Genomic DNA, 24,432 nt, shown 5'->3' on the forward strand with positions numbered 1-24,432 from the left:
ACAACTCTGTGGCCTTCTCTGCCTGCCGAAAGAGGAACGAGCCCGTGCAACACAATCTGATGACCTCCAGGAAATTCGCGCCGCTGTTCTGGACCCAGTTCCTGACGGCCTTCAACGACAATTTCCTCAAGAACACCCTGGTGTTCCTCATTCTCTTCAAGATGTCGGCCAGTGAAGGTGCCGCCCTGGTGACGCTCGCCGGCGTCATCCTCATCGTGCCCTTCCTGCTGCTCTCCGCACTCGGCGGCGAACTCGCCGACAAGCACGACAAGGCAAAGATCGCCGAATTGCTGAAACGCTGCGAGATCGCGGTCGCCGCCCTTGCCGTTATCGGTCTGGCATTCTCCTCCATCTTCGTGCTGATGGCGGCGCTGTTCGGCTTCGGCATCGTCTCAGCACTTTTCGGGCCGATCAAATACGGCATCCTGCCCGATCATCTCGAACGCCGCGACCTGCCGAAGGCCAATGCCTGGATCGAGGGCGGCACCTTCATCGCCATCCTCGCCGGCACGATCATCGCCGCATTCGCCTTCTCCGGCGGCGACAATGTGCTGATCTTCGGCTCGATGATGATGGGGCTTTCGGTGCTGTGCTGGCTGGCCAGCCGGATGATCCCGCCCACCGGCTCCAAGGCGCCGGATCTGGAAATCGACCGCAATGTCATCCGCTCCAGCTACACCCTCGTCATGGAAATCCGCGCCGATAAACGCCTGTGGCGTTCGGCGCTGATGAACTGCTGGTTCTGGCTGGTCGGCGCCTTCGTTCTCTCCATCCTGCCGACCATGGTGACCGAGCTGCTCGGCGGCTCCGAGCTCGTCGTGCCGGCCTATCTCACCGTCTTTGCCATCGCCGTCGCGATCGGCTCGGCCATTGCCGCCTGGATGTCATCCGGCCGCATCGTGCTGCTGCCGGCCCCTGTCGGCACGGCGCTGCTTGGCCTCTTCAGCCTCGATCTCGCCTGGAACCTCTGGGGCCTGGCTTCGGTGAGCCACGCAACGACGATCGCCACCTTCTTTGCTGGCCAGAATACCATCCGCGTCGCCATCGATCTCGCCGGCATGGCGATCGCAGGCGCCTTCATCGCCGTGCCGACCTTCGCCGCCCTGCAGACCTGGGCGCATGAGGACCGCCGCGCCCGCGTCATCGGCGCCGCCAATGTGCTCTCCGCCCTGTTCATCACTGTCGGCCTCGGCCTCGTCGCCGCCGTCCAGGCGCTCGGCGCCTCCATTCCTCAGATCCTGATCGGCCTCGGCATCATCAATTTTGCCGTCGCCTGGCTGATGCTGAAGACGCTGCCGACCAATCCTTTCCGCGATTTCATCTCGATCCTGTTCCGCGCCTTCATGCGCCTCGAGGTCGAGGGCCTTGAGAATATCAAGAAGGCCGGCCGCGCGCCGATCATCGCCCTCAACCATGTCAGCCTGCTCGATGGCGCGCTGGCGCTCGCCATCACCGAGGAAGAGCCCACCTTCGCCGTCGATTACAAGATCGCCCAGGCCTGGTGGGTGCGGCCCTTCCTGAAAATGTGCAAATTCCTGCCGCTCGACCCGACAAAGCCGATGGCGACACGTTCGCTGATCAAGGTGGTGCAGGACGGCAACCCGATCGGCATCTTCCCCGAGGGCCGCCTGACGGTCACCGGCACCTTGATGAAGGTCTATGATGGCGCCGCCATGGTCGCCGACAAGACCGGCTCGATGGTCGTGCCGGTCAAGATCGACGGGCTGGAGAAGAGCTATCTCTCCTATCTCGATAACGGCAAGATCCGCCGCCGGCTGTTTCCCAAGGTCAAGGTTACCATTCTCGAGCCGGTGAAGCTCGAAGTGCCGCCAGAGCTGAAAGGCCGCAAGCGCCGCACGGCGGCAGGTGCCGCCCTTTATCAGGTGATGTCGAACCTGCTGTTCCAGACCGCCGATACCTCGTCGACCGTGCTCGACCGCGTCATTCAGGCCGGCCACGAATTCGGCATGAGCAAGCTTGCCGTCGAAGATCCGGTCACCGGCCGGCTGACCTATGGCAAGCTCCTGACCGGGGCTGCCGTGCTCGGCGCCAAATTCCGCACCATGTTCCCGGAACAAAACCTCGGCGTCATGCTGCCGAATGCCAATGGTGCCGCCGCCACCCTTCTCGGCGTGATGAGCGCGGGCAAGGTGCCGGCGATGCTGAACTTCACCGCGGGTGCCGCCAATATCCTCTCCGCCTGCAAGGCGGCGCAAGTCAAACATGTGCTGACCTCGCGCGCCTTCGTCACCCAGGCGAAGCTCGGTGCTGTGATCGCCGAGATGGAAAAGCAGGTGACGATCGTCTGGCTTGATGATCTCAGAGCCGAAATCTCACTCAAGGACAAGATCCTGGGGTATCTGCGCAAGGCGCGGCCGCTGGTCAAACGCTTGGCCGACGATCCGGCGGTGATCCTCTTCACCTCGGGCTCCGAAGGCACGCCGAAGGGCGTGGTGCTGACCCACCGCAACATCCTGTCGAATGCCGCCCAGGCCGCCGCCCGCATCGATTTCCACAGCGGCGACAAGGTGTTCAACATCCTGCCGGTCTTCCATTCCTTCGGGCTGACGGCCGGCACGGTGCTGCCGCTGATTTCGGGCGTGCCGGTCTATTTCTATCCCTCGCCGCTGCATTACCGCATCGTGCCGGAGCTGATCTATGCCTCCAACGCCACGATCATCTTCGGCACCGATACCTTCCTCAACGGCTATTCGAGGACGGCGCATCCCTACGACTTCCGCTCGATCCGCTATATCTTCTCCGGCGCCGAGCCGGTGAAGGCCGCAACCCGCCAGACCTATATGGAAAAATTCGGCCTGCGCATCCTCGAAGGTTACGGCGTCACCGAGACGGCACCCGTCATTTCGATCAACACGCCGATGTACAACAAGTCGGGCACGGTCGGCAAAATCCTGCCGGGCATGGAATGGAAGCTCGAACCGGTGCCCGGCATCGATGAGGGCGGCCGGCTGCATGTGCGCGGCGCCAATGTCATGGCCGGTTATCTGCGCGCCGAAAAGCCCGGCGTGCTCGAGCCGCTCGTCGACGGTTGGCACGATACCGGCGACATCGTCACCATCGACGAGGACGGCTTCGTCAAGATCCGCGGCCGCGCCAAACGCTTCGCCAAGATCGGCGGCGAAATGATCTCGCTCGCCGCCGTCGAGACGCTCGCTGCCGAGCTCTGGCCGGGCGCGCTGTCGGTCGTCTCCTCGCTGCCCGACGCCAAGAAGGGCGAGCGCCTGGTGCTCCTGACCGACGCCCCCACCGCCACCCGCGCCGAATTCCTCGCCTTCGCCAAATCGAAGGGCGCCATGGACATGATGGTGCCGGCCGAGGTCAATATCGGCAAGGTGCCGGTACTGGGTTCGGGCAAGGTCGATTTCGTCGCGGCGCGCAAGCTGGCGGAAGGTGCGGTGCAGGCGGGGGAGGCGGCGTAGAGCGGGGTCACTTCCTTGGAGGGGTGCCCCTCACCCTAACCTTACCGGGGTCGAGCCACCCGTCTCGACCCGTCCTGCCGGACCCCCGCAAACGGGGCGAGGGGACGTGCCCTGCGAGAGGTTGGTGGGGAACGGAGAGGGCGCGGTATATCCCTTCTCCCCTCGGGGAGAAGGTGCCGGCAGGCGGATGAGGGGGCCACACGGCACACCCCTCTCGTAACAACCTATCCGGCGATTGAGACGACGCGAGCGGTGTGGAACTCACATGGTGTTGTTGGAAAGACCGGCGTCGCCGGCCCCCTCATCCGCCCTACGGGCACCTTCTCCCCGAGGGGAGAAGAGGGAATCGAGAGGTCGCGGCATGGTCCCTTCGCCCCGCAGGCAGGGGTCCGAAGGACGGGTCGAGACCAGTGGCTCGACCCCGGCAAAGGTGGCGGCAGCCGGATGAGGGGCGATCCCCGGCACAAACCAGAAAGCAGCGGCCTCGCGCCGAGACTTCGTCAGCAGCATAACAGGCGGCACCCGGGCCGCCTGTTATGCATCTCAAACAAACCGTCCGTTACTTCTGTTCCGGCGCCAAAAACTCTGCGCAATAGGACGGGCCGTCGACGCCCGGGATATCGGCGACGGTGCGGATGTCGCGGATGGTGTAGTCGGAGCTGGTGGTGATTTCGGCCTGGCAGCGCAGATAGGCGGTGCGGGCGGCGGAAATCTGCTTGCCGCGCTTGCCGTCGGCGCCTTCGGCATATTTCGCCGGAATGCGCACGGTCTTGTAGCCGCCGCGCCAGGTATAGACGGTGGTCGAGCCTTGCTCGCTGTCGCTGATCGGCGGCCCGTAGGCTGCAAAGAAGATGCCGGCCGATTTGCCGACCCAGCGGGCCTCGATCGGGTTGCCGGCAGAAGGAATGGTCGTGCATCCGGCAAGTGCAATTGCAAGCCCGGCCGCGGTCATGGTGCGGAAATTCATCGTGTCGTCCCTGATCTCAAGCGCATTGGCTGCGAAGCCGCCGTCGCAGCGGTTTCGCCTGTCCCGTCTGCCCTTTAGCGCGGAACCCGGCAAAAGAAAATTGCCCCTTTGACACTTCCGTTCGATTTGCGGCAGGTGTGGCTTTTTGCTGCAGCCGCGTGACCCCAAACCTGTCACGTCACGGTCAAAAATTCCGCCGGCTTTTTGGAATTTGGTGCTTGTGCAACCAGATAGGCTGTTCTATAGAAGCGCCGCTGGTCACGGAGTGTAGCGCAGTCTGGTAGCGCACCACGTTCGGGACGTGGGGGTCGAGTGTTCGAATCACTCCACTCCGACCAGCTAGAAACCCCGCTCCGGCGGGGTTTTTCGTTTCTGCTGATCTCAGCCCAAATTCCCCAGGGTTTCACCATTTGGATCATGCGATCCCTGACCGCCCTCGCGCCTTGCGCGCTGTGGATCAAAAAGGAGCCCCGCCGAAACGGGGCAATTTGGGTACGGGCGGATCGCACTGCAAGGGGTGGCGTACGGCCCCGTCACGAGGGGGCCCTGCGCGATCCTTGCGACCTAACCCATTGATAGCCTGAAAAGTTCCTGTGCGGTTCCGCACTAAGCGCCCCGCGCCTGAGGGATTGATGTCGGCACCTTGTTTCATTCGAATAGGAGCACATCTCGATGGAGTAAGCGCCGCCAGGAAAGCAAATGGCCTATGAGCCTGGTATGGCTATCGTCTTTGATAGCGTGACAAAGGCAGTGATCGTCAGTTTCCGCGGCGTCACGGTCTATCTGCCAGGTCCCTATGCTGACCCAAGGGCGGCCGTCCCTACCGCCGAAGCGCATTGCCGCCGACCTGGCTGGCGAGATCGATTGCGACTTATATCAACGATCCACAAACGCAGATATTCGTATTGTGAATCGCTCGTCCTTTCGCAATGAGCGCGCATGCCGAGGCACAATGTGCTAAGCTCTTTTGGTCGGTATCGAACATCGTTGCCGGTCTATCGTCGCTGATCATCAACAATGTTAGTGGCTTATGTGCTGTTTTGTCATAAACGCACACTTTGGCGGGACCGATAGCCAGATCTTTGGCCGTTCCGTAGCTTTCACGACACCCACAGGCGTTTGGTTGACATCCAAGCTCCCGACGCGGAGCTGCTATGCCCCACTTCGACCAATCGACGGTCGAGAACACTCTGCTGAAATTGTTGAGCGTAGACGGCTTCGCACGTCTCTCTGGAGAGATGGAGCGCGTCGACCTTCCATTGCGGCATGTTCTTGTTGCTAGCGACGTCCCATCCACGCATGTCTGCTTCTTGGAAAGGGGATTGGGATCTATGGTTGTCGGCAGCACCGACGAAGAAGCGGTGGAGATTGGCCACATCGGGCCCGAAGGCGCATCCGGCATGCACGTCGTCCTGGCGGTAGAGACCACCCCCACGCGCACGTTCATGCAAGTCGCAGGGTCGGGAATTATGGTGCCGATGGAGACGTTTCAGCGCGCGCTGGCCGATGATCCCGAGATGAAGGATTTCTTCCTTCGCTATGTTCACACAACCGTGCTGCAGCACGCACATTCGGCGCTTGCGAGCGCCCGCTTCAATATGCATGAACGGTTGGCTCGATGGATCCTGATGTGTCACGATCGCCTTGAAGGCAACAACCTGGCAATTACCCATGAATTTCTGGCATTGATGCTCGGTGTCCGGCGTTCGGGCGTCACCAATGAACTACACGTGCTTGAGGGCGTCCACGCCATCCGGTCGACCCGCGGAAACGTTAGAATATTGGACAGGGAGAAATTGATCGAAATTGCCGGTGGCTGCTATGGAGTGCCGGAGCGCGAATACGAAAAAGTGCTGGGTCTTCCGCTCCGCGCCAGGTGCATTAGCCCGCTCGCTTAACCGCTTCCGAAAAAGGCAACACGAGCAGGATATCGCCTGTTTCGTTTCTGATCTCGACGCTCCTTGACCCGATCTCATATCCGAGGAGCACGGCACAGAATGTTGAAGGAGAAGCGTGGCATTCTAAATCCTTCAAAGCCGGCATGGCCGGCAGGATAGCCCTGTTCATTTTGCCTCTCTCCGTCGCGCTCAAGGCAACGGCATCGATGACGCATTCGCCACTGTCCCATGTCATCGCCGGCAATTGTGCGCAACCGCACTGATGGTTGGCCTTCAGAGCTTGATGCACTACGGTTTTTTATCGCGATCCGGGTGAGCTGTTGCGGCGCTCAAGGAGGATGATATGACGGACTTCAATCTCTCACTCCAGCTAGCAGACGTGAGCATGCTTTCGGATGCTGTTCGGACTTGGTACCGGCATAATCACGCCACGCCAACGGAACAATCGACACAGCTGCTTTGCAGCGCGGCGTTCGACCTCTATAATCAAGGACACAGGACGCGCGAGGAACTGGTCACGCTGCTGATCACGAAGTTTGATTGCCTTCATTCGCTTGATGTCAACGCGCCGACGTCCACGTCTCATCATTAGCACGGGATGATTTTAGGCCGGGTCGGCCGATGCAACGTGCGGCGCTGTGCTGCGGCCTCAGCCGCCGACTGTGAATTCACCCACCGCCAGTCCAACTATGGGATTTTTCAGCATGGCCCCCTCTCCAAATTGGACGCCAACCATATCACGATCTCTCTTGGCCGGTCCGGTTTAGATCAGGTTCAGATCGGTGCGTGAGGTGCTGCGCCGGGAGCAGGCGCCGCAGTCAAAGCTGTCCAGTTGCTTGTGATTCCGAGCAGGCGCGACGGGCGTTTATAGCGGCAGCCAGGGCGAGCGACATCAAGTGCGGCTCGCGATCGGCGGTATCTCGGATCATTCCGACCGGAACGCGGCGGGAAGATCAACAGCGATATCAAGCGGCTGGAAATGCCGCAGGTTTTCCGTAATGACAGTGAGGTCGTAGGCCCGCGCGGTCGCTGCAATGATGAGATCGCCAAGGCCGGGATGACGGCCATAGCTCTCGGCTTCATCTTCGAGGGCGCCGACGATGCGCGCGACAACAGTATCCATCGGCAATATCCGTTCCCCGAAACTGTCGGTGATGACGTCCAGCCATGCCGAAAGGCGCTTTGCCCGCTCGATCCCGCCGCGACGGTGAAGGCTCCGCATTCCCTTCTCGATCTCCGCGACCGATAGAGCCGACAGAAAGAGGCTATCGGCTTCGCCCTGCTCATGAAACCATGCCCGCACCGGATCGGACGGCGCCACCTTGCCCGGAGCGAACTTCGAAATGATATTCGTGTCGAGAAGATAGGCGGTCACAGATCGATATCGCGCATTTTCGAAGGGTTCCGCTCCAGCTCGACCCCGCCGGGGAAGGTCAACAGGAAATCCCCGAAATTCGGCCGTGGTTTCTTCAAAGCCCTTTTCGCGGCCTCGGCCGCTTCGACGGACACAAGCACGGCAGCGGGCTTCCCGTGCCGGGTGATCGTCACGAATTCCCCGTTTGCCGCTTCATCCACCAGACCGGCGAAACCGGCTTTGGCCTCTGCCACGCTGATCGTCGACATTGCGGCCTCCTGAATTAAATGACCATATATGGTCAAAATAGTCATTGTCGCTGACGGAATCAAGCGGGGGTTTCCAAGGGTGCAGTGGCGCTTTAGAATCAACCAGCCGAAAGCCCGCCCTTCCTCTGGTTATAATTTTTCTGCAGGAAAGTTATAACCGAGGCACGGCTGAACAGGAGCAGGATGGGGCCCTCAACGGCGTTTTTTCGTCTTCTTCTGCAAAACTTCATCCGAATAGCTGGCGGCTTGTGGCCGAGGCTACTTGTGCGGTTGGACGGCGGCAAGATGAGGGAGCTTACACCGCCAGTTGTCATCGGCCGTCGGCAGTATTGCGTATGCGGGATTCCGTTCGATTTCCGACCGCAAGGCTGCGTTGCGGGCTCGCAATTGGAGTGCACCGGTCGGTGGCGGAAGCGTCGAGACCTCGAACTCCGGTTCCGGAGTCAAGCCGTTCCAGCTGGATTCACAAGAGCCGCAAGCACTTCCTTGACGACAACGCGATCAGGTTTTGGCATCGATCGAACTGTATCGATGAAGATTGCCATCTCTTCGACTACGTCCTGCGGCATTGTTCCAAGCACTTCCGCATCGTAAAGCTCAAGCTTTTCGGCGGTGTAGCGCGCGGCGATAGAAAAACTTATTGCAGTATAACCTGTTTCCGACGCGGGTAGAAACGGCATCCGCTTACATTCAATATTTAGGCAGTCTTTGTGGTTTGGGTCAGAGTTCAGATACAAGAACCTGCCAGCTGCGTTATCTCCAGGCAAGCAAATACAAAAGTGATACTTCTTGTAACCCGCCACAGGCGCGTAGATTCTGACTACGTCACCGGGCTTCATCAAAGGTGCTCGGATATAAACTGTAGCTCTTGCGCCTTCTCGAGGGCGGGAACGTCGTACAACATGACGTAACTTATATCGAACGATTTCTTATCGCTATCGTCTTCCCATGCGTCAACGTAAGCGGGGTCTTCATGGGTGAGTTTGCGGATCTGCGCAAAGCCCAGCGATTTTACTGTCACAAATGATTCGGCCAAAGCCTCGCAATCGCTCTCGGCAAGAATGCCTTCATCAAAAACGCGTTGCGCATCTGTATATCGATAGGTCTTCGCACCAGTCTGGATACGCGTCCACGGTAGGCCAGCGGCGACCGGGTCTTTCTTCAGAAGGTCATAGACACTGGAGGGCACAGGTCCGTGCTCCATAGCCACGTATCGGTCAAACGTGATGGGCCGGCCGTATTCATTTAGATGTCTACGATCAGCAAGGAAAATGGACTTCACGATGTCGTACTGCGTAGCCTGCTTCCCAAGGCGGTCCGCCTCAGAAATCAGGAAGACAACCGTCTCAAGAATACGCGGCTCGTTAGGTGTAATCTGAATGATGGGGGCCTTCGCACGCGTCATGTGTTCTCCTGTTCGATCGAAGATCGAAACAAAACCGTTAGCTGCGCCATACTTCTTATATAGGCAGCGTTTATAATTTATCTACATTTCGTCTTGCGGAACATGTTGCTCAAAGCTGGTAGCAGAATCGTCGTAAACCATCAAAGGGTTTGTTATCGACGCGGATCAACGGACAGGCCTCTTGCTCTTCGCCAAAACTGGCCATTGCCACGCGGATCGTCAGGTTCTTTTCGTATTATGGGTTCTTAGTAACGGTCTAAATGGCTTCTCTGGCAAGTATTCAGTCCTCCGGATTGCTAGTGGATTGATCGCGACGAAAGATTCCGTCCTGAGATTCCCAACCGTTTGGGATTGTGCGACGGTTGGGGATGCGCACAGGGATCACATTTGACGTCACCGCCGCCGACCGTTCTCGGCTTGAAGCCATCATTGCTGCCCCAACGTCTCCGCAGAAGCATGTCTGGCGGGCCAAGATCATCTTGATGAGCGGCAACGGCCTGGGAACGGTCGCCATCATGCAGGCGACGGGAAAGTCCAAACCTTGCGTCTGGCGCTGGCAGGAGCGTTTCATGTCCGAGGGGGTCGATGGCCTGTTGCGCGACAAGAGCAGGCCTCCGGGCATGGCGCCTCTGGAGAGCGACGTGGTGGAGCAGGTCGTTGCGCTGACGCTGGAACCGCCTCGACAGGAGGCAACGCACTGGACCGTGCGTGCCATGGCAAATGCCGTTGGGATCGCGGCCTCTTCCGTCGTCAAGATCTGGCACGAGCATGGGCTGGCGCCGCATCGGTGGCGCAGTTTCAAACTCTCCAATGACAAGGCTTTTGCCGAGAAGCTTCACGATGTCGTCGGTCTCTACGTCTCGCCACCGACCCACGCCATTGTCTTGTCCGTCGATGAGAAAAGCCAGATCCAGGCGCTCGACCGGACCCAACCGGGCTTGCCGCTCAAGAAGGGGCGCGCCGGCACAATGACCCACGATTACAAGCGCCACGGCACGACCACCCTGTTTGCCGCCCTCAATGTTCTCGACGGATCGGTCATCGGCCGAAACATGCAGCGCCACCGGCATCAGGAGTTTATTCGGTTCCTCAACGCCATTGAGGCGGAGCTGCCGAAAGATAAGGCGGTCCACGTCATTCTCGACAATTACGCGACGCATAAACAGCCGAAGGTCCGCGCCTGGCTGGCAAGGCATCCACGATGGACCTTCCACTTCGTCCCGATATCGTGCTCATGGCTCAATGCTGTCGAAGGCTTCTTCGCAAAACTGACACGCCGGCGGCTGAAGCACGGCGTTTTCCACTCCGTCGTTGACCTGCAGGCGGCCATCAACCGCTTCGTCAAAGAACACAACCACGAACCAAAGCCATTCATCTGGAAAGCAGACCCCGATGAGATCATCGCAGCCGTCAAACGTGGGCACCAAACGTTGGAATCAATCCACTAGAATCATCTCAACCGGAACGAGTCCCGCAGTGATTCGTTGAGTCGCGTGTCCAGCGTGAGGGGCTGCATCATGAGCAAACGACGAAGCTTCAAGCCGGTGAAAATCACCATCAATGGGAAGACCAGAACCGTCTACAATGTCGTGCAGGCGGGGAACACTTTGCTGAATGATTGGCCCGAGCAGACGCCGGCGGCCAAGGTGGCCGAGCGGCTTGTGCTTGATGTGTTCAATGATGCGGCCGGGCCGGAGCAGGTGCGGCGGGCATTCATTACCGCGGCGAAGGCGAGCGACATCAAGTTCAGCTCCTGAGCGGCGGTGTCGGCAAAAGCCATGGCTCACTTCCATGACACATGCTCCGGGTTTCGCAGATCCCGGGTTCTGAACTGCGTCTCCATCCAGGCGGCCGTAACAGTGGCCGCGAGGAAGCCGAAGGTGAGGCAGACGATTGCCTGGGTCCGCCACGAGACGAAGGTGACCGGCGCCGGGGTGGTGGGCTTTTTCGCGCATTCGCCGGACGGACAGGCGCAGCCGGAAAAGGCCTTGATCAGGCAATCGCTCATGCTGCACCGCCTTTCACCGTGTCGATGGCGGCGAGGATCTTCTGGTGAAGCGGGCAGCCGTGATCGTCGCTGCCATCGAAAAAACGTTCGGCCTCCACCAGCGCCGTCAGCAGATCGGGTGCCCCGGCGGTGAAGCGGGCCTTGGCGCGGGTCTTTTCGGTTGCTCCGGCCCGTGGGGCGGCAGGAAGGCTCTCGGTCGATGGCTCTGGTGCGGGATTGACGGCAGACATCTCCGTTCCCCTCAGGCGTAAAGCTGATCGGTATCGGTGATGCCCATGATCTCCCGGGCATAGCGGTAATGCTCCGCGACGGAGGCGCTCGCACCGCGCAGCCAGGACGGGCCGCGGATTGAATGTTCGGGACGGCGGAGGAAGGCAAAGCCGAGGGCGCCCATGCGCTGGGCCTCGTTGGCCATATAGGCGCGGCAGTCGTGGGTCGTGCGCGCCGCATTCCAGCGGGCATCCCGCTTGCTCTCCTCGGTCTCGATATTGCGGATGTGCTGCATCGCCTCTCCTCTCGCGCCTCTGATCGGCTTGTGAGGGAAAGGTATATATTATACCTGATTGCGTCAACCGTGAAAGGTATAAAAAATACCTCATAGATTGACGAGGTACGAATCATAGGCGTATGTCTGTCGCCAATGATTGGGCGACCGGGTGCAACTCCCGAGCTGACGAAGCCCAGCGGCGCGGGAAGCGAAAGTCCTTAAGTGCGCTGTCAGAAAATCAGGACGAGGGTGAAGCGAATGGCCCCTCTGGCACGTGTCCCATCCCGGCTCCGGCCTTCAGGACTTGGCCAATGCTCTCCCGGCTTCATGGGTTTTGCTCATGGGGTAGGGGGAAGCTTTGGCCGGAACCCTCCCTCACCAGCCTTCAGGAACCTTCTCCTCCTAAGCTGAAGAGAGAGGATAGAGAACTGAAGTTGGAGTATGAAGCTAAGAGAAAAAAGAGGCCGGCCATGCGCAACGAAGTCGAAATCATCGACGAAGTGATCGAGGCGGGCCTGGATGCCATCACCGAATTTACGATCCATGGGAGGAGAAGCTGCTGAAGGACATGTTCGCCGCTGCCATCCGTTCCATCCTGGTGGCGGTGTCGAGAGTGGTGCGCGAACGGCATCCGGAGCTTCCGCAATTTGTGGTTTCAGAGGATGAATCCTCCCGATCCCCCTCCTGGTCCCGACTGGAGCTTCGAAGCGAAATCCTGCAGGCCGTACATCTCGCGCGCAGCACTGTAGCCCAGGAGCAACACCGCTAGTGTGACGATATAGAACCAGATTCGGCCAGAGCGTGAGGAAGGGCGTATCATCCTGTTTTCTCTGTTGAAATATGATTGATTCCCGGCATTGTTTCCGAGCCTTGGCTGTCAGCCTCACATCTCGATGATCGATCGGCGGACGCGGCCGACGATGGTGACGGCGCCTTGGAATTCCGGTGGCGGCACGTCCTCGTAGGACGCGGGCTGGAAGGGCGGGTCGTCGTTCGGGCGATAGCGCTTGTAGGTCGCAGCCCCCGTTTCGTCGGCGACGACATAGAGCGCGTTCGGCGCCAGGCGCTTGTCGCGCAGATTGACGAAGATGATCGAGCCCGGCGGCGAGATCTTGTTCATCGAATTGCCTTCGACCTCGAGCGCGATCCATTCGCCATCCGGCAGATCGAGGGCGGCGACCGTCGGGAATTCCGAAAAATCGGTGATCGGCGCCTGCTCGCTCAGCTGGCCGGCGCTGACCCAGGAGATTTTTGGGACATCGGCGACGGAGGCGGGCAGCTCATCCGGATCGAGCGCGTTGCCGGTGCCGAACTGCAGCCAGTTGAGATTGACCTTGAAAGCGCGGGCATATTTCTTCGCGTCAGCTATGCCGAAGCCGTTGCGGCCGGACTCATGCGCCTTGTAGACATTCGCATTCCAGCCGAACCGATCGACGATCGCCTTCGGCCCGGCAAAGCCAGCATTCTTCCTGGCCATGACGAGGCGCTTTGCGCGTTCTTCGCGTTCAAATTGTTCCTGATCTTTCAACATGATATAAAAAATACCCTAAATTAAGGTACATGTCATGCCCTAATGTGCTTGACATTACGGGTATTAATTGTACCCTATTCGCCATGACACACAGCGACATCATCAACAACGGCCAGCCTTTCGGACTGGAGGAAACGGCACCATGAGGTTCACCATCTCCTCGGAAGAGCGGCTCGCCATGGACGTCATGCCGACCGGCGTCGTCATTCACCGGCCGCAAGGCCCAAGGGGAGGGCGCATGTCCGTGATATCAGTTCGCAACGAGGATATCCCCTTCCTCGCCAAGGCCCTGCAGCAGGTGCTGAACGCCAACCGGGAGGTGGAATCGATATGACCATCTCCGCCCTGACTGCCGCCCGCTACACCGGCTGCCCGAACTGCGGCAAGGCGCTGTCGATCGCCGAGGTGATCGAGCGCCACTGCGAAAATTGCGATCGGCCGACGCGCCCGGAAGAGATCAGCGAGACCATGATCCCGCCTGGCGCTCTGCCGATCACCAACCCCGATAGCCCAGCCCCTCCCTGACGGCTATCGGCCGCTGGCGTCGTTGCCCTCCCTCGGCGACGCCAACTCCCGGGCGCTCGCGCCCGAAACCCAGGCGGCGGCCTGGCAGACGACCGGGGCCTTTGCTCCCAGAGCCGGCGCTCCGGTCGTCATCGATGAATTTGAAATCAAGCACATGGCGAGCCACCCGCTTCGGCGGGAACGGCGGACCGCGTTCGAAATTGGAAAGAAGGATCAAGCGATGAGCATCCAGCCCAAGGCCGCCCCGGCGCAGCAAGGCGCTCACATGAACGCGCTCGAGCTCTTCCGCTCCGGCCGGGACTATATCGAAATCGCGGCCATCCTCGGCACGTCGGTGCCGTCGGTGGAAACCGAGATCCACAGACTTCGAAGCGCCGAGAAGGGCGACACCGCCCACGCGGAGCATGCCGGCTCGGAGATCCGCCGGTTTCCCCGCCGCGCCGCGAGGCCCGGCGCCCCGGTCAATTTTGCCGGCGGGCGACGGAGGCTGCGGGTTTGAAGAGGCCATCTCAAGCGGGAAAGGGACATCGCATGGGCAAGGACACAACGAGCCAGGACATCATGGAGATCCTCAGGCCGGTGCTGGGGGAGGAACTGGCGGCAGCGATCATCGAGCACCGCAAGCGCACGCTGAAGAAGCCGCTGACGGCTTATGCCGCCAGGATGCAGGCGAGGGAATATCTCATGACCGGCGACCCGATCGGCGCCGCCGAGATGCAGATCTTTCGCGGCTGGCAGGCGATCAAATGCGACTGGTACCTCAAGGAAAAGGCGAGGGAAGCCGGGTCGATCAACAGCAGTACGAGAAGGACGACAGTGGATGCCGCAAGAGATTTCCTCTCCGGTGAAGATCGTAGCTGGGATGCTTTCGGGTTTCCCGGCGTCCGCAGGCACTGATCCCGACATGCAGATCCGCGCCTATCTCGTCGCGATCGAGGGCATCCCGCTGGAGGCGGTCTGGCAGGCCGCCAAACTCTTCATATCAGGAAAGGTGAGGGATCATAACCGCGCCTTCGCCCCGAGCTCAGCCAGTTTTGCCGAACAATGCCGCATTCAGCAGGCGGCGATCGAGGCGGAGAGCCGCCCGCGCATGGAGGCGGAGCCCGAGACGCCGCAGCCGAAAGTGCCGGCCTACAAGATGCAGTTGCTGCGCGACGCCGCCAATGGCAGCCGCAGCGCCAAGCGGGAGCTGGCAAAAATGTTTCCCGACAACCCGATCATTGCAACGGCCGCACGATACGAGGAGGCAGTGAGATGACCATCACCTTTTGGACGGAAGACAAGATCGTCAAGGCGGAAAAGCTCTGGAAGGAAGGGCTGTCGGCGAGAGAAATCGCCAATCTGTTCGGCTCGAAGAAGAACACCGTCATCAACATGGCGCATCGCAACCGCGACAGGTTCCCCTCGAGGCAGGACACCTGGCATCCGCAGCCGAAGGCGGGCCCGCCCGTCCAGCCGATCCGGCACCCCGACCGCGTCACGCGTGTGACCCTGTCAGGCGCGCATGTGACGATGCCGCGCGTGCCCTGCATCGATGGTTATGCAGAGCCATGAGCAACGTCACCCCACGCGAAACCGAAGTGATCCGCTGGATGGCGGCGGGAAAGACGGCTGCCGAGATCGGCACCATTCTCGGCATCTCCCACATCACCGTGAATACGCACATTGCCAACGCCAAGGCGCGGCTCGGCGTCTTCAAGGATACGGCGCTGGTCGCCGCGGCACTCAGAAACGGCATCATTCGATAGAAGGACGATCAGCATGGGCGGCAAAGCCACCAAGGTGAAGACAGGACGGGTCAACAAGGGCGCCGGCCGGCCGCGCAAGGAGAATGTCGAACGTTTTCCCTGCGGCAAGATCAAGCCCTTCGAAACCGAGAAGGACAATATCAGCGTGGCGATATCAGCCCGCCGCCGCATCCACGGCTTCGGCCGCACAGTTGATGACGAGACGGTCAAGAGCCCCTTTGCCGGCTACACCCTCGGCCGCATGTTCCTCGACGGCCTGATCACGGCCGAGCAGCGCCAGGCCGGCGATGACTATGCCGAGGCGATCTCCCGCTACCACAAGACCACAGGCATCCCGGCCCCGAGCCCGAGAGCCCAATCGCTTTTCTCCGTCAAAGGCCATGAAGGCGAGCAGACCGAAACCCTCGCCGACCGCGCCCGCAAGGCCAGCAACCGCATGATGGCGCTACAGGGCATCCTTCTGCGCTGCCCTGATGGACCGCAGGTCAGGAGCACGGTCTATAACGTCACGATGATGGACTACGAACATTTGCGCCAGATGCCGCCGCAGCAGTTGCTGTGGCTGCGGAGGGGATTGACGGCGTTGCGCGGGGCGAAGGGCGGTTGATGGAGTGGGGCAAGCCGGGGGTCAAAATTGCGGAATTGTGTAGCAAATGCCACCAACCGAAAGCGTTGCGGCGCTGACAGCTTTGGGCCAAAGCGCAGCCGGTGGTCATCGTCAGCAATGCCTCAATTTGGACTTCAGATCCATTCGACACGAAATCGCTAGTGTGTCTCCTGCTCCCTGACATGCGCGAGCAAATGCCCAATGAAACGAGTGAGTTTTGGGAGCGGTCTTCGATCCTGTCGATGCACGATATGGACCGCGCGCGGTTCGGGCAGATAAGTTTGCAGGACTGAAATCAGCGCCCCGCTCGCCAAGTCCTGAGCCACCAGAACCTCGGGCTGCAGTAACAACCCCGCCCCGGCCAGTGCAGCCATACGCAATCCGTTGCCGTCATTGCATGTGAAAGACGGTTCGATCGGTGGCTGCACCTCTTCCCAGCCTTTTAGTTTCCAGGCATTACGGCTGTTCCATACCGTGTGAGAAAGGCAGTGATGCGCGCTAAGATCGTGCGGAGTCTGTGGATGGCCATACCGGGCCAGATAGTCCGGCGACGCGCAGATCACCATGCGATACATCGTCAACGGTTTTGCTACTAGGTCGACATCACCCAGCTCGCCGATGCGGATGGCCATATCAAAACCCTCGTCGATAAGATCGACGACGCGATTGCTTAATTCCAGTTCAATATGCACAAGCGGATAGGTTCGCTGGAACGTCGCCACCAGGGGAGTGATGACGCATGCGCCAAAGGTGGTTGGAGCGCTAATACGCAACGTGCCCGATGGTGATGCACGCAGTCGTTCGATTGATGTCTCGGCCACTCGTACGTATTCGAGCGCGCGCTTTGAATCTTCGTAATATACGCGACCGGCATCCGTTAATCCTTGGCGTCGTGTGGTGCGCTCAAGCAGGCGCGCGCCAAGGCTGTCTTCAAGCTGACGCACATATTTTCCAACCATGACCGCCGACATTTCAAGCCGCTGCGCAGCCTCGGTGAAGTTGCCTCCTTCCACAACGGCAACGAAGGTTTCCATAGCCCGTAATCGATCCATATTGCTAACTACCGGTTCGCAAACAACGAAGTTATGGCACATTTATTATCTCAATGGTTCGGTGAATGATAGCGATGCTTCAGGCTGAATTTGAAAGGAATATTCTATGAAGATCGTTGTAATCGGCGCCAGTGGCGATGTAGGTCGCTTCGTGGTGGAAGAACTCGCGCGCGATGGTAAGCACGACATCATTCGTGTCGGCCGCACCCAGGGTGATCATCAGGTCGATATCACGAGTGATGAAAGCGTGGATGCGCTGTTCAAGAAGATTGAACGGATTGATGCCATCATCGTTGCTGCAGGCAATGTCATCCTGGCGCCGATCGCAGAAATGACGACGGCCAACTTCCACAAAGGATTGCAGGACAAGTTGCTAAGTCAGGTGCGCGTTGTGCTGGTTGGTCAGCATTACCTGAACGACGGAGGGTCGATCACGCTGACCTCCGGCATCGCTGTTGATGATCCTATTGCGCAAGGCTCTAACGCCGCAACCTCCAACGCGGGGCTCGACGGGTTCGTCCGTGCCGCTGCCTGCGATTTCTCTCGAGGCATCCGTATTAATGCAGTGAACCCGACAATGCTGACGGAATCGATGGACCGCTTTGGTCCGTTCTTTCCCGGTTATGAAAGCGTCTCGGGGGCTCGTGTCGCAATGGCCTATAGACGCAGCGTTGAAGGCGTGCAGACCGGGCGCGTATACCGCGTCGGCCACTGAGTTGAAGGCCAATGGCGCTCCAACTGCCGCGATAAAAGCTTGAGCCTGGGTGTAGCGGGTGTCGGAACTCCGCGCTACTCCAATCTTTCGTGAACGCTTCACGGGCCGAACGCTCTGAAGAGGGATCCCGCAGAAGTCCGATCTGCGGTAGACCATGACCGCTTCGGGCGAGAGGCGGACATTGGTGGCATTTGCTACATAATTCCGCAAAATTGCCACGCCTAGACACAGGCGATCGGATTGACAGAAGATTAGCGGTTCGCACATACCTGCAGGGCTTGTTCTAATAGGGATATTGACGGATCCACCGTGAAATTGACGTTGCTGCAAGTTTTGAGGACATTGTGGGCGCAGGGGAGCACGTGCCAAACACATGTCGTTCTCAGGGGACATAAGGAAGCAAGACTGTGATCTACGAGCTCAGAATTTACGACTGCCTGCCCGGCCGATTGCCCGCGCTGCTCAACCGCTTTGCCGAACATACGCTGGCAATATGGGACAAGCACGGAATCAAGCAGGCGGGTTTCTTCACCACAATCGTGGGCGAAAGCAGCCAGCGTCTCACCTATCTCATCGCCTGGGAATCGCTAGCCGATCGCGAGGTGAAATGGAAAGCCTTCACCACTGATCCTGCATGGCTTGAGGCCCGCGACGAGTCAGAGCGCGACGGGCAAATCCTCGCCAATATCTCTAGCCAGCTGTTGTCACCGACCGCCTTTTCGGCAGTAAAGTAAGACACCACCGATCCCCGCTTGCCGCCAGTCGGAATTCCACCCGCTGCGCAGGGGATTGACGGTGCTGCGAGGGGCGAGGGGCGATTGATGATGACGGAGCGACGGACGCGAAATTCGCCGACATCCCATCCGCCATCGCTGTCCTTGCCGCAGAGCTGACCCCACCCTCCGTCGTCCTCGGGCTTGACCCGAGGATCCACGCTGGCCTCCATCGGCAGCGGCCTGGAGACACGGGCGGGAGCGGGGCGAGGGGGCATGCTGCGACATCTGTGATTACAGCCGTCTGCCTTCATAGGAAGGCTTCACGAGGCTGAGAATTTCACCATGACACCGCGCTGCCGAAAGTGGGCCTCCATCCGCTTCCTGCCAGAACGGTTATTCTGCACGAGCCTGGCCGGGTCGAATACGGCCTCTTTCAAACCCGCTTGCGTCAACGCTGCCTTGAGGGCCGCGATATGTACGTCGATGTCGGCGTTGTCCGCCTGGAGCGACTCATAAATGCGGTTTGTTGCATCTGCTACGGTCGGTTCGCTCACGATTACACTCCTGTTGTCGTCTGGCTGGCCTGACCGTATTGGGGTGAAACCTGTTCACGTCAATGGGTGACAATGAATTGGAACATTTCGTCCACTTTCGAAGATGAACCACCAGAAGCCGCCTCCGTACGAGAGCCGACCTCATCGTTGGCGAATGGCTCAGTGTTAGATCTTCAAAAATCGATAGGCGAAGCGATCGGTCTCTCCCTTGATCGACGGATCGAAGACCTTGATCGAGTGCGAATCGTCCTTGTTCGCGAGCAGGGTGCTTTCCGCGTCCAGGACGAAGCCGGCCGCCTCCACCTCCTCGCGAACGGAGGCTGGCTCAATCCGATGCAATGACTGGGCATCACCTGTGCCGGCTCCGGCGGCGGCGGCGTGATCGACGATGACGTAGAACCCGCCGGGCTTCAGCCGCTCGTAGACGGCTCGATTGAAGGCGGCCGCCGTCGCGCCCCTGGCCTGCATCAGGGCGGTGTGGAGATCGTGGTAGAACAGATGCAGCCACAGGACATCCGCTGTTTGCGTGACCTCCGGCATCGCCACGAGGTCCGCCGAGACGGCTTCGACGTTCGCTCGGCCTGGCTCTTGCGCGAGCGTTCGCATTAGGCCGACCGGATCGTTCTTGAAGTGAGCGACTTCGGCCGGCACGAAGCTGAAGACCCGTCCTTCGGGTCGCACGATGTCGGAGAAGAGGCGCGTCCAGTCGCCGTCGCCTGGATAAACGTCGATGACGTTGGAGCCCGCATCGATGCGTGCGAACCGGATCAATTCGGATAGCTTGGATTGGTCGTACATTGGGATCTCCTTTACGGTTGAGTATTCGACGAGCGCGCGGCGTGCGAGGCTCCGATCAATGGCTCATTCACCTTCGACGCCGGACCGAGGGCCGCAGTCGGCCAGCGCTACGCCGGCCCGGACGCGTCCATCTGCGCGGCGCGCGCCAGCGCTTGCGTGTCGACGTATTCCCGGATGTTGGTCAGTCTGCCGTCCCGGACCGTGATGGCGAAGACCCAGTCGTCCTCGAACGTCTTGTTCGTGGCTTTGATCTTTCCGTTCGCGAAGCCGACGACCAGGACCCGGTCTCCTTGCGCTACGAACTCCCGGGGTTGCGTGGACGTTTCTATCGACTTGGATGCCGTCTCGAGCAAATTCGCAAGTCCCGCGTGCCCCCGGTAGGTGCCGGCCAGCGGCCAATCCTTGCCCGGGATGATCCATTCGATGTCTTCGGCAACCAGCGCCAGCAGAGCCTCCCTGTCACTGCTGCCGATCGCGGCGAAGAAGTCCTTCACGGTCTGGATGTTCTTTTCGGTGCTCATCATTATTTCTCCATTTCGCTTGGATCGGATCGCGCTCGATCCGATCCGTGCAGCGTGGCGCTGCCGGTGGGCAGGTCGTCTTCATCAGTCGAACTTGACCAGGTCCTTGAAGATCAGATGACCCCAGCTCTTTCCGCGCGCCTGGACCAGCAGCCCGCCTTCCGAAAGCCCGCCAAGTTCGATCGGCGCGAAACCGAGATTTTTCGCCAGCGCACCAATCTCCGCTGCGGCAGCGTCATCGTCGCTCGCCAGGAACACGACTCTCCTGCCACCCTTTACGGCGGGATCCTGGTCAAGGCTGGCAGCGATCAAATGGTTGAAGCCCTTGACCAGTTTCGCACCGGAAAACGCCTGTGCGATGAACCTGGAAGACGGCTGTCCTTCCAGTTCCTCCGGGGGCACGCCGTAGGCATTGGTCACATCGACGATTGTCTTCCCCTGCCAGGTGGGAAGCGTCTTCGCGACCTCCGGGTGCGACTCGAAACGCACAGCCAAAAAGATGATGTCCGCCTTGACGGCTTCCGCCAGTCTCTTGGGAATGATCGTGGGTCCGATCGCAGCTGCGGCGGATGCGAAGCTTTCCGGGTCGCGCGTGGTTGCAACGGAAACTTCGATGCTGTTTCTGGCAAAGGCCTTAGCGATAGCCTGGCCGATATTGCCGAATCCTATAATTGAATAGCTCATAATGCTTCTCCGATCCTGTGTTGACGCTGGGTCAGACCTGCGCCCAACCACCATCTACGGCGAGATCGATACCGGTGATGTAGGAGCTTTCATCGGAGGCGAGGAACGTGAGCGCAGCCGCGATTTCCTCTGGCTTGCCCCTGCGACCCATTGGGATCTGTGCAGCAAACTGGGCGACCGCCTCCTCGGCTTGCTCAGCGGTGAGGCCGGTCGTTGTCGCCAAGGCGGGAGTCTCGATCGCGCCGGGGCTCATCGTATTGACGCGGATATTGCGGTCCTTCAGCTCTTGGGTCCAAGACCGCGAGAAGCTGCGAACAGCAGCCTTGCTTGCTGCGTAGGCGCTGAACGCTGGCAGCCCCATCACATTCGAGACCGAAGAGTTCAGAATGATCGATCCGCCGTCTTTGAGGATGGGAAGGGCCTTCTGCACCGTAAAGAACAGACCCTTCACGTTCACATCGAAGGTCTGGTCAAAATGGGCCTCAGTCGCTGCCGCGAGCGGCGCGACCGTACCTGCGCCGGCGTTTGCGAAGAGAATGTCGATGTGACCATGTTTCTCCTTCACGGTGGCGTAGAGCCGGTCCAGATCTTCCAAGCGCGAGACGTCGCCCACGACTGTTGTCACGTTTTTCCCGATAAGGGCCGCGGCCTCTTGTAGGGCTTTCTCGCGTCGCCCAATGATCACGACCTGCGCACCTTCCTCCACGAAGCGCTTGGCGGTGGCCAATCCGATCCCGCTGCTTCCGCCCGTGATGACTGCTACTTTGCCTTCAAGTTTTTTCATGATGTTCTATCCTTCGTTGTGTTCCTCGGACGCGGGATCGCGCCGGGGGGTCAGAGTTGCGCCAGGCCGCCGTCGACGGCGACCTCGCTGGCGGTCATGAAGCTGCTGTCCGACGACGCGAGAAAGGCGGCCACCGCCCCGATCTCCGCGGGATCGGCCATACGCTGGAGTGGAGTCATCGCGCCGTAGGCCTTCTGGCCTTCCTCACCCAGCGCCTCCTTCGCAAGTTCGGTCGCCGTCGCCCCGGGTGACAGCACGTTGACCCGGATGCCGGTGCCCTTCAGGTCCTCTGCCCAGGTCCGCGCGAGATTGCGCACTGCTGCCTTGCTCGCGCTGTAGGCAGTGAATCCCGGGGCTCCCGTGGTGCCGGCGCTCGATCCGGTCAGGATGATCGAACCGCCTGAGCGCATCAGCGGCAGCGCCTTCTGGACCGTGAAGATCGTGCCCTTCACATTGGTGTCGAAGGTCTCGTCGATGTGCTCGGCGGTGATTTTGCCGAGCGGAAGCGGGCTTCCTGCCCCGGCATTGGCAAAGACGATGTCGAGCGTTCCGCGCTCTGCCTTCACCGCGGCGTAGAGACGATCAAGGTCGGCCTCATCCGAGACCGAGCCCTTCACCGCCCGCGCGTTGGGCCCGAGCTCCGCCACAGCGGCGTCAAGCGCCTCCTGCCGGCGGCCGAAGATGAAGACGAAGGCGCCCTCGTCGATGAAGCGCTTGGCTGCGGCGCGGCCGATGCCGGTAGCGCCGCCGGTGATCACGGCGGTCTTTCCATTCAGTCTGTTCATGTCATGCATCCTTCGTTTTGCCGTCACGCGTTTTCGGCTGTACGGGGAAGTCCCCCGAGAGCCCCGATATGGGTTCGCCAAAGTCGGGCGGTGAGTGCGCAATCACGCACATGGGTGGTGCAAAAACGATCCATCCGGATGATTAAGTGCCGCAACGCTCGCGCACATTGCGGCTCAGTGTGCTAGAACGGGCTTCGGAAGCCGCACCCCGCGGCGCGGGAATGCACCATGATCGACTGGGACGACGTTCGCTACTTTCTTGCCGCCGCGCGCGGAGGCTCATTGCGGGCTGCCGCCAAGCGCCTCGGGGTGAACCACGCGACGGTGCTGCGACGCATCGCCCAGCTCGAGGAACGCCTCGGGGCGCAGATGTTCGAAAAGCTGCCTTCGGGCTACCGCTTGACGGCTGCGGGCGAGGAGGTCCTCCAGCTCGCGGAGCAGATGGAAGCCTCGTCGCACCAGCTGGAGACGCGCGTCTTCGGCCGCGACCAGAGCGTGCGCGGTCTTTTGCGGGTGACGTTGGCACCGACCCTTGCGACACACCTGCTGATGCCGGACTTCGCCGATTTCGCGCGTCTGCATCCTGATATCGAGATGGAAATCGTGTCGTCCGGCGAGCTGGCGAATCTGACCAACCGAGAGGCCGATGTGGCGATCCGCGTCGTCTATGACCGCAAGACCCTGCCGCTCAATCTTCACGGCCTGAAGGGATCGGATATATTCGGCGGTATCTACATGTCCCGCGATCTGCTGGCAGCGTGGCGTGCGGGCGCGCCGGATCCCATCCGGTGGATCGTCATAAGCATGCATGGCATCCCGGACTGGGTGCGCGACGGCGAGGTTCGCACCACGGGGGTTCCGTTCAGGACCACGGACGGCGAGGCGCAGATCGTTGCTGTACGGCAAGGGCTCGGGATCACCACGCTGCCGTGCTTCGTCGGAGATGCCGATCCCCACCTGGTGAGGGTGCCGGGCACCGACCTGCACATGTACGGAACGCTCTGGCTTCTCACACAGGGGGAGACACGCAAGACGAAGCGCGTCCGGCTCTTCACGGAGTTCGTATCCGGCAGGCTCGCCGCCTACGCTCCGCTTCTCACGGGGCTGTCCATATCGCGCGACTGACGCCCGGCAGGTCGCCGGCGACGCTTGCCGTCATCCGGCCGGAAGCCGCGCTGGGATTTTCATCCGGCGCGTCGCGAGATCAAGCCGGAACGTAGATCAACCTGATCACATCCTCGCCAATCCGGTCATGAGCCATCAGGCGGAGCGGCGGCCGAGGTCCGGCGAAATACGGCCGTCCGCCATCGCTGCCCTTGCCGCAGAGCTCAACCCACCCTCCGTCTTCCTCGGGCTTGACCCGAGGATCCACGCCGGCCTCCATCAGCCTGGCATGGATCCCAGGCTCAAGGCCTGGGATCACGGAGATTGGGGATGCGTTTTCGCCAAACTCCCAGCGGATCGAGCCGATACCCGGCGTGGGAGCAATAGCGGAGTTTGGTCGACGTCGGATGGTCCCTTTTCGTTGCCGCTCTATGGGAGTATTTTGCTCTCAAACTGTCTCAGCTTAACGGTGGAGAGTGC

32 protein-coding genes, 1 tRNA gene and 1 pseudogene are annotated in these 24,432 nt (G+C 60.3%); 17 read left to right on the forward strand and 17 right to left on the reverse strand.

Annotated elements, in window-relative coordinates; translation table 11 throughout:
• The first annotated feature begins 44 nt into the window (after positions 1-44).
• Positions 45-3,440: an acyl-[ACP]--phospholipid O-acyltransferase gene (locus RLCC275e_RS03580; protein ID WP_033181336.1), complete on the forward strand. Its 3,396-nt coding sequence runs from the start codon at positions 45-47 to the stop codon at positions 3,438-3,440.
• A 559-nt stretch (positions 3,441-3,999) separates the two neighbouring features.
• Here the strand turns inward: RLCC275e_RS03580 and RLCC275e_RS03585 are convergent.
• Positions 4,000-4,407, reverse strand: a complete 408-nt coding sequence (locus RLCC275e_RS03585; protein ID WP_003557243.1) for a hypothetical protein — start codon at positions 4,405-4,407, stop codon at positions 4,000-4,002.
• A gap of 261 nt (positions 4,408-4,668) precedes the next feature.
• Here RLCC275e_RS03585 and RLCC275e_RS03590 point away from each other — a divergent pair.
• The 3 genes from RLCC275e_RS03590 to RLCC275e_RS03600 all read left to right on the forward strand — a co-directional run bounded on the left by RLCC275e_RS03590 (position 4,669) and on the right by RLCC275e_RS03600 (position 6,897).
• Positions 4,669-4,745 (forward strand) — tRNA-Pro (locus RLCC275e_RS03590).
• An 816-nt stretch (positions 4,746-5,561) separates the two neighbouring features.
• Complete coding sequence (locus RLCC275e_RS03595; RefSeq protein ID WP_033181334.1) at positions 5,562-6,305, forward strand: Crp/Fnr family transcriptional regulator; 744 nt, start codon at positions 5,562-5,564, stop codon at positions 6,303-6,305.
• Between the two features lie 343 nt (positions 6,306-6,648).
• Positions 6,649-6,897, forward strand: coding sequence for a hypothetical protein (locus RLCC275e_RS03600; protein WP_033181333.1), 249 nt, complete (start codon positions 6,649-6,651; stop codon positions 6,895-6,897).
• Between the two features lie 333 nt (positions 6,898-7,230).
• Here the strand turns inward: RLCC275e_RS03600 and RLCC275e_RS03605 are convergent, their stop codons facing one another.
• The 4 genes from RLCC275e_RS03605 to RLCC275e_RS03620 form a co-directional block, all read right to left on the reverse strand.
• Positions 7,231-7,680, reverse strand: coding sequence for a type II toxin-antitoxin system VapC family toxin (locus RLCC275e_RS03605; protein WP_033181332.1), 450 nt, complete (start codon positions 7,678-7,680; stop codon positions 7,231-7,233).
• Complete coding sequence (locus RLCC275e_RS03610; protein WP_003546085.1) at positions 7,677-7,928, reverse strand: type II toxin-antitoxin system Phd/YefM family antitoxin; 252 nt, start codon at positions 7,926-7,928, stop codon at positions 7,677-7,679. The genes RLCC275e_RS03605 and RLCC275e_RS03610 overlap by 4 nt, the downstream gene beginning before the upstream one ends.
• A gap of 443 nt (positions 7,929-8,371) precedes the next feature.
• On the reverse strand, positions 8,372-8,767 hold the full coding sequence (locus RLCC275e_RS03615) for a hypothetical protein (protein WP_033181331.1): 396 nt from the start codon (positions 8,765-8,767) through the stop codon (positions 8,372-8,374).
• Positions 8,767-9,333: a Panacea domain-containing protein gene (locus tag RLCC275e_RS03620; RefSeq protein ID WP_033181330.1), complete on the reverse strand. Its 567-nt coding sequence runs from the start codon at positions 9,331-9,333 to the stop codon at positions 8,767-8,769. The genes RLCC275e_RS03615 and RLCC275e_RS03620 overlap by 1 nt, the downstream gene beginning before the upstream one ends.
• Positions 9,334-9,701: 368 nt before the next feature.
• Between RLCC275e_RS03620 and RLCC275e_RS03625 the strand changes: the two genes are divergently transcribed.
• Positions 9,702-10,781: an IS630 family transposase gene (locus RLCC275e_RS03625; protein WP_130707161.1), complete on the forward strand. Its 1,080-nt coding sequence runs from the start codon at positions 9,702-9,704 to the stop codon at positions 10,779-10,781.
• 69 nt (positions 10,782-10,850) lie between these two features.
• Complete coding sequence (locus RLCC275e_RS03630) at positions 10,851-11,090, forward strand: DUF982 domain-containing protein (protein ID WP_003546088.1); 240 nt, start codon at positions 10,851-10,853, stop codon at positions 11,088-11,090.
• A gap of 26 nt (positions 11,091-11,116) precedes the next feature.
• Here the strand turns inward: RLCC275e_RS03630 and RLCC275e_RS03635 are convergent, their stop codons facing one another.
• The 4 genes from RLCC275e_RS03635 to RLCC275e_RS03655 form a co-directional block, all read right to left on the reverse strand.
• Complete coding sequence (locus tag RLCC275e_RS03635; protein WP_033181199.1) at positions 11,117-11,341, reverse strand: hypothetical protein; 225 nt, start codon at positions 11,339-11,341, stop codon at positions 11,117-11,119.
• Positions 11,338-11,571 carry a hypothetical protein gene (locus tag RLCC275e_RS03640; RefSeq protein ID WP_033181198.1) on the reverse strand — a complete coding sequence of 78 codons (234 nt, stop codon included), beginning with the start codon at positions 11,569-11,571 and terminating at the stop codon, positions 11,338-11,340. The genes RLCC275e_RS03635 and RLCC275e_RS03640 overlap by 4 nt, the downstream gene beginning before the upstream one ends.
• A gap of 11 nt (positions 11,572-11,582) precedes the next feature.
• A complete protein-coding gene (locus tag RLCC275e_RS03645; protein WP_033181197.1) occupies positions 11,583-11,846 on the reverse strand; it encodes a hypothetical protein in 264 nt (87 codons plus the stop codon).
• An 865-nt stretch (positions 11,847-12,711) separates the two neighbouring features.
• The gene (locus RLCC275e_RS03655; protein ID WP_011650846.1) at positions 12,712-13,359 is read right to left on the reverse strand and encodes a S24 family peptidase; all 648 of its coding nucleotides are present in this window, start codon (positions 13,357-13,359) and stop codon (positions 12,712-12,714) included.
• A 142-nt stretch (positions 13,360-13,501) separates the two neighbouring features.
• Between RLCC275e_RS03655 and RLCC275e_RS03660 the strand changes: the two genes are divergently transcribed.
• The 8 genes from RLCC275e_RS03660 to RLCC275e_RS03695 all read left to right on the forward strand — a co-directional run bounded on the left by RLCC275e_RS03660 (position 13,502) and on the right by RLCC275e_RS03695 (position 16,239).
• Positions 13,502-13,693 (forward strand): hypothetical protein, encoded by a 192-nt coding sequence (locus RLCC275e_RS03660; protein WP_018495302.1) that lies wholly within the window; start codon positions 13,502-13,504, stop codon positions 13,691-13,693.
• The gene (locus RLCC275e_RS03665; protein WP_018495303.1) at positions 13,690-13,884 is read left to right on the forward strand and encodes a hypothetical protein; all 195 of its coding nucleotides are present in this window, start codon (positions 13,690-13,692) and stop codon (positions 13,882-13,884) included. The genes RLCC275e_RS03660 and RLCC275e_RS03665 overlap by 4 nt, the downstream gene beginning before the upstream one ends.
• Before the next feature lie 220 nt (positions 13,885-14,104).
• Positions 14,105-14,383, forward strand: a complete 279-nt coding sequence (locus RLCC275e_RS03670; RefSeq protein ID WP_033181761.1) for a DNA-directed RNA polymerase sigma-70 factor — start codon at positions 14,105-14,107, stop codon at positions 14,381-14,383.
• 32 nt (positions 14,384-14,415) lie between these two features.
• Entirely contained in the window at positions 14,416-14,781 is a 366-nt protein-coding gene (locus RLCC275e_RS03675; RefSeq protein ID WP_033181196.1) for a hypothetical protein, read from the forward strand.
• Positions 14,747-15,142, forward strand: coding sequence for a hypothetical protein (locus tag RLCC275e_RS03680; RefSeq protein ID WP_033181195.1), 396 nt, complete (start codon positions 14,747-14,749; stop codon positions 15,140-15,142). Before RLCC275e_RS03675 ends, RLCC275e_RS03680 begins: the two co-directional genes overlap by 35 nt.
• Positions 15,139-15,438, forward strand: coding sequence for a GcrA family cell cycle regulator (locus RLCC275e_RS03685; protein WP_027689641.1), 300 nt, complete (start codon positions 15,139-15,141; stop codon positions 15,436-15,438). The genes RLCC275e_RS03680 and RLCC275e_RS03685 overlap by 4 nt, the downstream gene beginning before the upstream one ends.
• Positions 15,435-15,632: a response regulator transcription factor gene (locus tag RLCC275e_RS03690; protein WP_003546099.1), complete on the forward strand. Its 198-nt coding sequence runs from the start codon at positions 15,435-15,437 to the stop codon at positions 15,630-15,632. The genes RLCC275e_RS03685 and RLCC275e_RS03690 overlap by 4 nt, the downstream gene beginning before the upstream one ends.
• 13 nt (positions 15,633-15,645) lie before the next feature.
• Positions 15,646-16,239: a hypothetical protein gene (locus tag RLCC275e_RS03695; RefSeq protein ID WP_033181194.1), complete on the forward strand. Its 594-nt coding sequence runs from the start codon at positions 15,646-15,648 to the stop codon at positions 16,237-16,239.
• Positions 16,240-16,397: 158 nt separating this feature from the next.
• Here the strand turns inward: RLCC275e_RS03695 and RLCC275e_RS03700 are convergent, their stop codons facing one another.
• The gene (locus tag RLCC275e_RS03700) at positions 16,398-17,273 is read right to left on the reverse strand and encodes a LysR family transcriptional regulator (protein WP_197727357.1); all 876 of its coding nucleotides are present in this window, start codon (positions 17,271-17,273) and stop codon (positions 16,398-16,400) included.
• A gap of 124 nt (positions 17,274-17,397) precedes the next feature.
• Here RLCC275e_RS03700 and RLCC275e_RS03705 point away from each other — a divergent pair, with 124 nt between their 5' ends.
• Both RLCC275e_RS03705 and RLCC275e_RS03710 read left to right on the forward strand, forming a co-directional pair.
• Positions 17,398-18,006, forward strand: a complete 609-nt coding sequence (locus RLCC275e_RS03705) for a short chain dehydrogenase (protein ID WP_033181193.1) — start codon at positions 17,398-17,400, stop codon at positions 18,004-18,006.
• A gap of 407 nt (positions 18,007-18,413) precedes the next feature.
• Positions 18,414-18,740, forward strand: a complete 327-nt coding sequence (locus tag RLCC275e_RS03710; RefSeq protein WP_027689644.1) for an NIPSNAP family protein — start codon at positions 18,414-18,416, stop codon at positions 18,738-18,740.
• A 302-nt stretch (positions 18,741-19,042) separates the two neighbouring features.
• On the opposite strand, the gene RLCC275e_RS03715 is transcribed toward RLCC275e_RS03710, so the two are convergent.
• The 6 genes from RLCC275e_RS03715 to RLCC275e_RS03740 all read right to left on the reverse strand — a co-directional run bounded on the left by RLCC275e_RS03715 (position 19,043) and on the right by RLCC275e_RS03740 (position 22,848).
• Positions 19,043-19,279 (reverse strand): hypothetical protein, encoded by a 237-nt coding sequence (locus RLCC275e_RS03715; RefSeq protein WP_141653417.1) that lies wholly within the window; start codon positions 19,277-19,279, stop codon positions 19,043-19,045.
• A 162-nt stretch (positions 19,280-19,441) separates the two neighbouring features.
• Positions 19,442-20,074: a class I SAM-dependent methyltransferase gene (locus RLCC275e_RS03720; RefSeq protein WP_033181191.1), complete on the reverse strand. Its 633-nt coding sequence runs from the start codon at positions 20,072-20,074 to the stop codon at positions 19,442-19,444.
• 107 nt (positions 20,075-20,181) lie between these two features.
• Complete coding sequence (locus RLCC275e_RS03725) at positions 20,182-20,595, reverse strand: nuclear transport factor 2 family protein (RefSeq protein WP_033181759.1); 414 nt, start codon at positions 20,593-20,595, stop codon at positions 20,182-20,184.
• Positions 20,596-20,679: 84 nt separating this feature from the next.
• Positions 20,680-21,279 (reverse strand): NADPH-dependent F420 reductase, encoded by a 600-nt coding sequence (locus RLCC275e_RS03730; protein ID WP_033181190.1) that lies wholly within the window; start codon positions 21,277-21,279, stop codon positions 20,680-20,682.
• A gap of 31 nt (positions 21,280-21,310) precedes the next feature.
• Positions 21,311-22,063, reverse strand: a complete 753-nt coding sequence (locus RLCC275e_RS03735; protein ID WP_033181189.1) for an SDR family NAD(P)-dependent oxidoreductase — start codon at positions 22,061-22,063, stop codon at positions 21,311-21,313.
• 50 nt (positions 22,064-22,113) lie between these two features.
• Complete coding sequence (locus RLCC275e_RS03740) at positions 22,114-22,848, reverse strand: SDR family NAD(P)-dependent oxidoreductase (protein ID WP_033181758.1); 735 nt, start codon at positions 22,846-22,848, stop codon at positions 22,114-22,116.
• A gap of 228 nt (positions 22,849-23,076) precedes the next feature.
• Between RLCC275e_RS03740 and RLCC275e_RS03745 the strand changes: the two genes are divergently transcribed.
• A complete protein-coding gene (locus RLCC275e_RS03745) occupies positions 23,077-23,973 on the forward strand; it encodes a LysR family transcriptional regulator (RefSeq protein WP_033181188.1) in 897 nt (298 codons plus the stop codon).
• A gap of 79 nt (positions 23,974-24,052) precedes the next feature.
• On the opposite strand, the pseudogene RLCC275e_RS34740 reads toward RLCC275e_RS03745, so the two are convergent.
• Positions 24,053-24,151: pseudogene (locus RLCC275e_RS34740) on the reverse strand (dihydrofolate reductase family protein); the annotation flags it as partial.
• Positions 24,152-24,432: the final 281 nt, after the last annotated feature.

The organism is Rhizobium brockwellii, assembly GCF_000769405.2.
Classification (GTDB): Bacteria; Pseudomonadota; Alphaproteobacteria; order Rhizobiales; family Rhizobiaceae; genus Rhizobium; species Rhizobium brockwellii.

Excerpts from the sequence above, each read along its gene's own strand:
- RLCC275e_RS03690 (WP_003546099.1), top strand. The coding sequence starts at position 15,435 with ATGAGCAACGTCACCCCACGCGAAACCGAAGTGATCCGCTGGATGGCG.
- RLCC275e_RS03615 (WP_033181331.1), bottom strand. The coding sequence starts at position 8,767 with ATGAAGCCCGGTGACGTAGTCAGAATCTACGCGCCTGTGGCGGGTTAC.
- RLCC275e_RS03685 (WP_027689641.1), top strand. The coding sequence starts at position 15,139 with ATGACCATCACCTTTTGGACGGAAGACAAGATCGTCAAGGCGGAAAAG.
- RLCC275e_RS03600 (WP_033181333.1), top strand. The coding sequence starts at position 6,649 with ATGACGGACTTCAATCTCTCACTCCAGCTAGCAGACGTGAGCATGCTT.
- RLCC275e_RS03665 (WP_018495303.1), top strand. The coding sequence starts at position 13,690 with ATGACCATCTCCGCCCTGACTGCCGCCCGCTACACCGGCTGCCCGAAC.
- RLCC275e_RS03740 (WP_033181758.1), bottom strand. The coding sequence starts at position 22,848 with ATGAACAGACTGAATGGAAAGACCGCCGTGATCACCGGCGGCGCTACC.
- RLCC275e_RS03655 (WP_011650846.1), bottom strand. The coding sequence starts at position 13,359 with ATGTTGAAAGATCAGGAACAATTTGAACGCGAAGAACGCGCAAAGCGC.
- RLCC275e_RS03720 (WP_033181191.1), bottom strand. The coding sequence starts at position 20,074 with ATGTACGACCAATCCAAGCTATCCGAATTGATCCGGTTCGCACGCATC.
- RLCC275e_RS03735 (WP_033181189.1), bottom strand. The coding sequence starts at position 22,063 with ATGAAAAAACTTGAAGGCAAAGTAGCAGTCATCACGGGCGGAAGCAGC.
- RLCC275e_RS03660 (WP_018495302.1), top strand. The coding sequence starts at position 13,502 with ATGAGGTTCACCATCTCCTCGGAAGAGCGGCTCGCCATGGACGTCATG.
- RLCC275e_RS03670 (WP_033181761.1), top strand. The coding sequence starts at position 14,105 with ATGAGCATCCAGCCCAAGGCCGCCCCGGCGCAGCAAGGCGCTCACATG.
- RLCC275e_RS03675 (WP_033181196.1), top strand. The coding sequence starts at position 14,416 with ATGGGCAAGGACACAACGAGCCAGGACATCATGGAGATCCTCAGGCCG.
- RLCC275e_RS03625 (WP_130707161.1), top strand. The coding sequence starts at position 9,702 with ATGCGCACAGGGATCACATTTGACGTCACCGCCGCCGACCGTTCTCGG.
- RLCC275e_RS03610 (WP_003546085.1), bottom strand. The coding sequence starts at position 7,928 with ATGTCGACGATCAGCGTGGCAGAGGCCAAAGCCGGTTTCGCCGGTCTG.
- RLCC275e_RS03630 (WP_003546088.1), top strand. The coding sequence starts at position 10,851 with ATGAGCAAACGACGAAGCTTCAAGCCGGTGAAAATCACCATCAATGGG.
- RLCC275e_RS03680 (WP_033181195.1), top strand. The coding sequence starts at position 14,747 with ATGCTTTCGGGTTTCCCGGCGTCCGCAGGCACTGATCCCGACATGCAG.
- RLCC275e_RS03595 (WP_033181334.1), top strand. The coding sequence starts at position 5,562 with ATGCCCCACTTCGACCAATCGACGGTCGAGAACACTCTGCTGAAATTG.
- RLCC275e_RS03620 (WP_033181330.1), bottom strand. The coding sequence starts at position 9,333 with ATGACGCGTGCGAAGGCCCCCATCATTCAGATTACACCTAACGAGCCG.
- RLCC275e_RS03725 (WP_033181759.1), bottom strand. The coding sequence starts at position 20,595 with ATGAGCACCGAAAAGAACATCCAGACCGTGAAGGACTTCTTCGCCGCG.
- RLCC275e_RS03700 (WP_197727357.1), bottom strand. The coding sequence starts at position 17,273 with ATGGAAACCTTCGTTGCCGTTGTGGAAGGAGGCAACTTCACCGAGGCT.
- RLCC275e_RS03640 (WP_033181198.1), bottom strand. The coding sequence starts at position 11,571 with ATGTCTGCCGTCAATCCCGCACCAGAGCCATCGACCGAGAGCCTTCCT.
- RLCC275e_RS03585 (WP_003557243.1), bottom strand. The coding sequence starts at position 4,407 with ATGAATTTCCGCACCATGACCGCGGCCGGGCTTGCAATTGCACTTGCC.
- RLCC275e_RS03730 (WP_033181190.1), bottom strand. The coding sequence starts at position 21,279 with ATGAGCTATTCAATTATAGGATTCGGCAATATCGGCCAGGCTATCGCT.
- RLCC275e_RS03695 (WP_033181194.1), top strand. The coding sequence starts at position 15,646 with ATGGGCGGCAAAGCCACCAAGGTGAAGACAGGACGGGTCAACAAGGGC.
- RLCC275e_RS03745 (WP_033181188.1), top strand. The coding sequence starts at position 23,077 with ATGATCGACTGGGACGACGTTCGCTACTTTCTTGCCGCCGCGCGCGGA.
- RLCC275e_RS03705 (WP_033181193.1), top strand. The coding sequence starts at position 17,398 with ATGAAGATCGTTGTAATCGGCGCCAGTGGCGATGTAGGTCGCTTCGTG.
- RLCC275e_RS03645 (WP_033181197.1), bottom strand. The coding sequence starts at position 11,846 with ATGCAGCACATCCGCAATATCGAGACCGAGGAGAGCAAGCGGGATGCC.
- RLCC275e_RS03635 (WP_033181199.1), bottom strand. The coding sequence starts at position 11,341 with ATGAGCGATTGCCTGATCAAGGCCTTTTCCGGCTGCGCCTGTCCGTCC.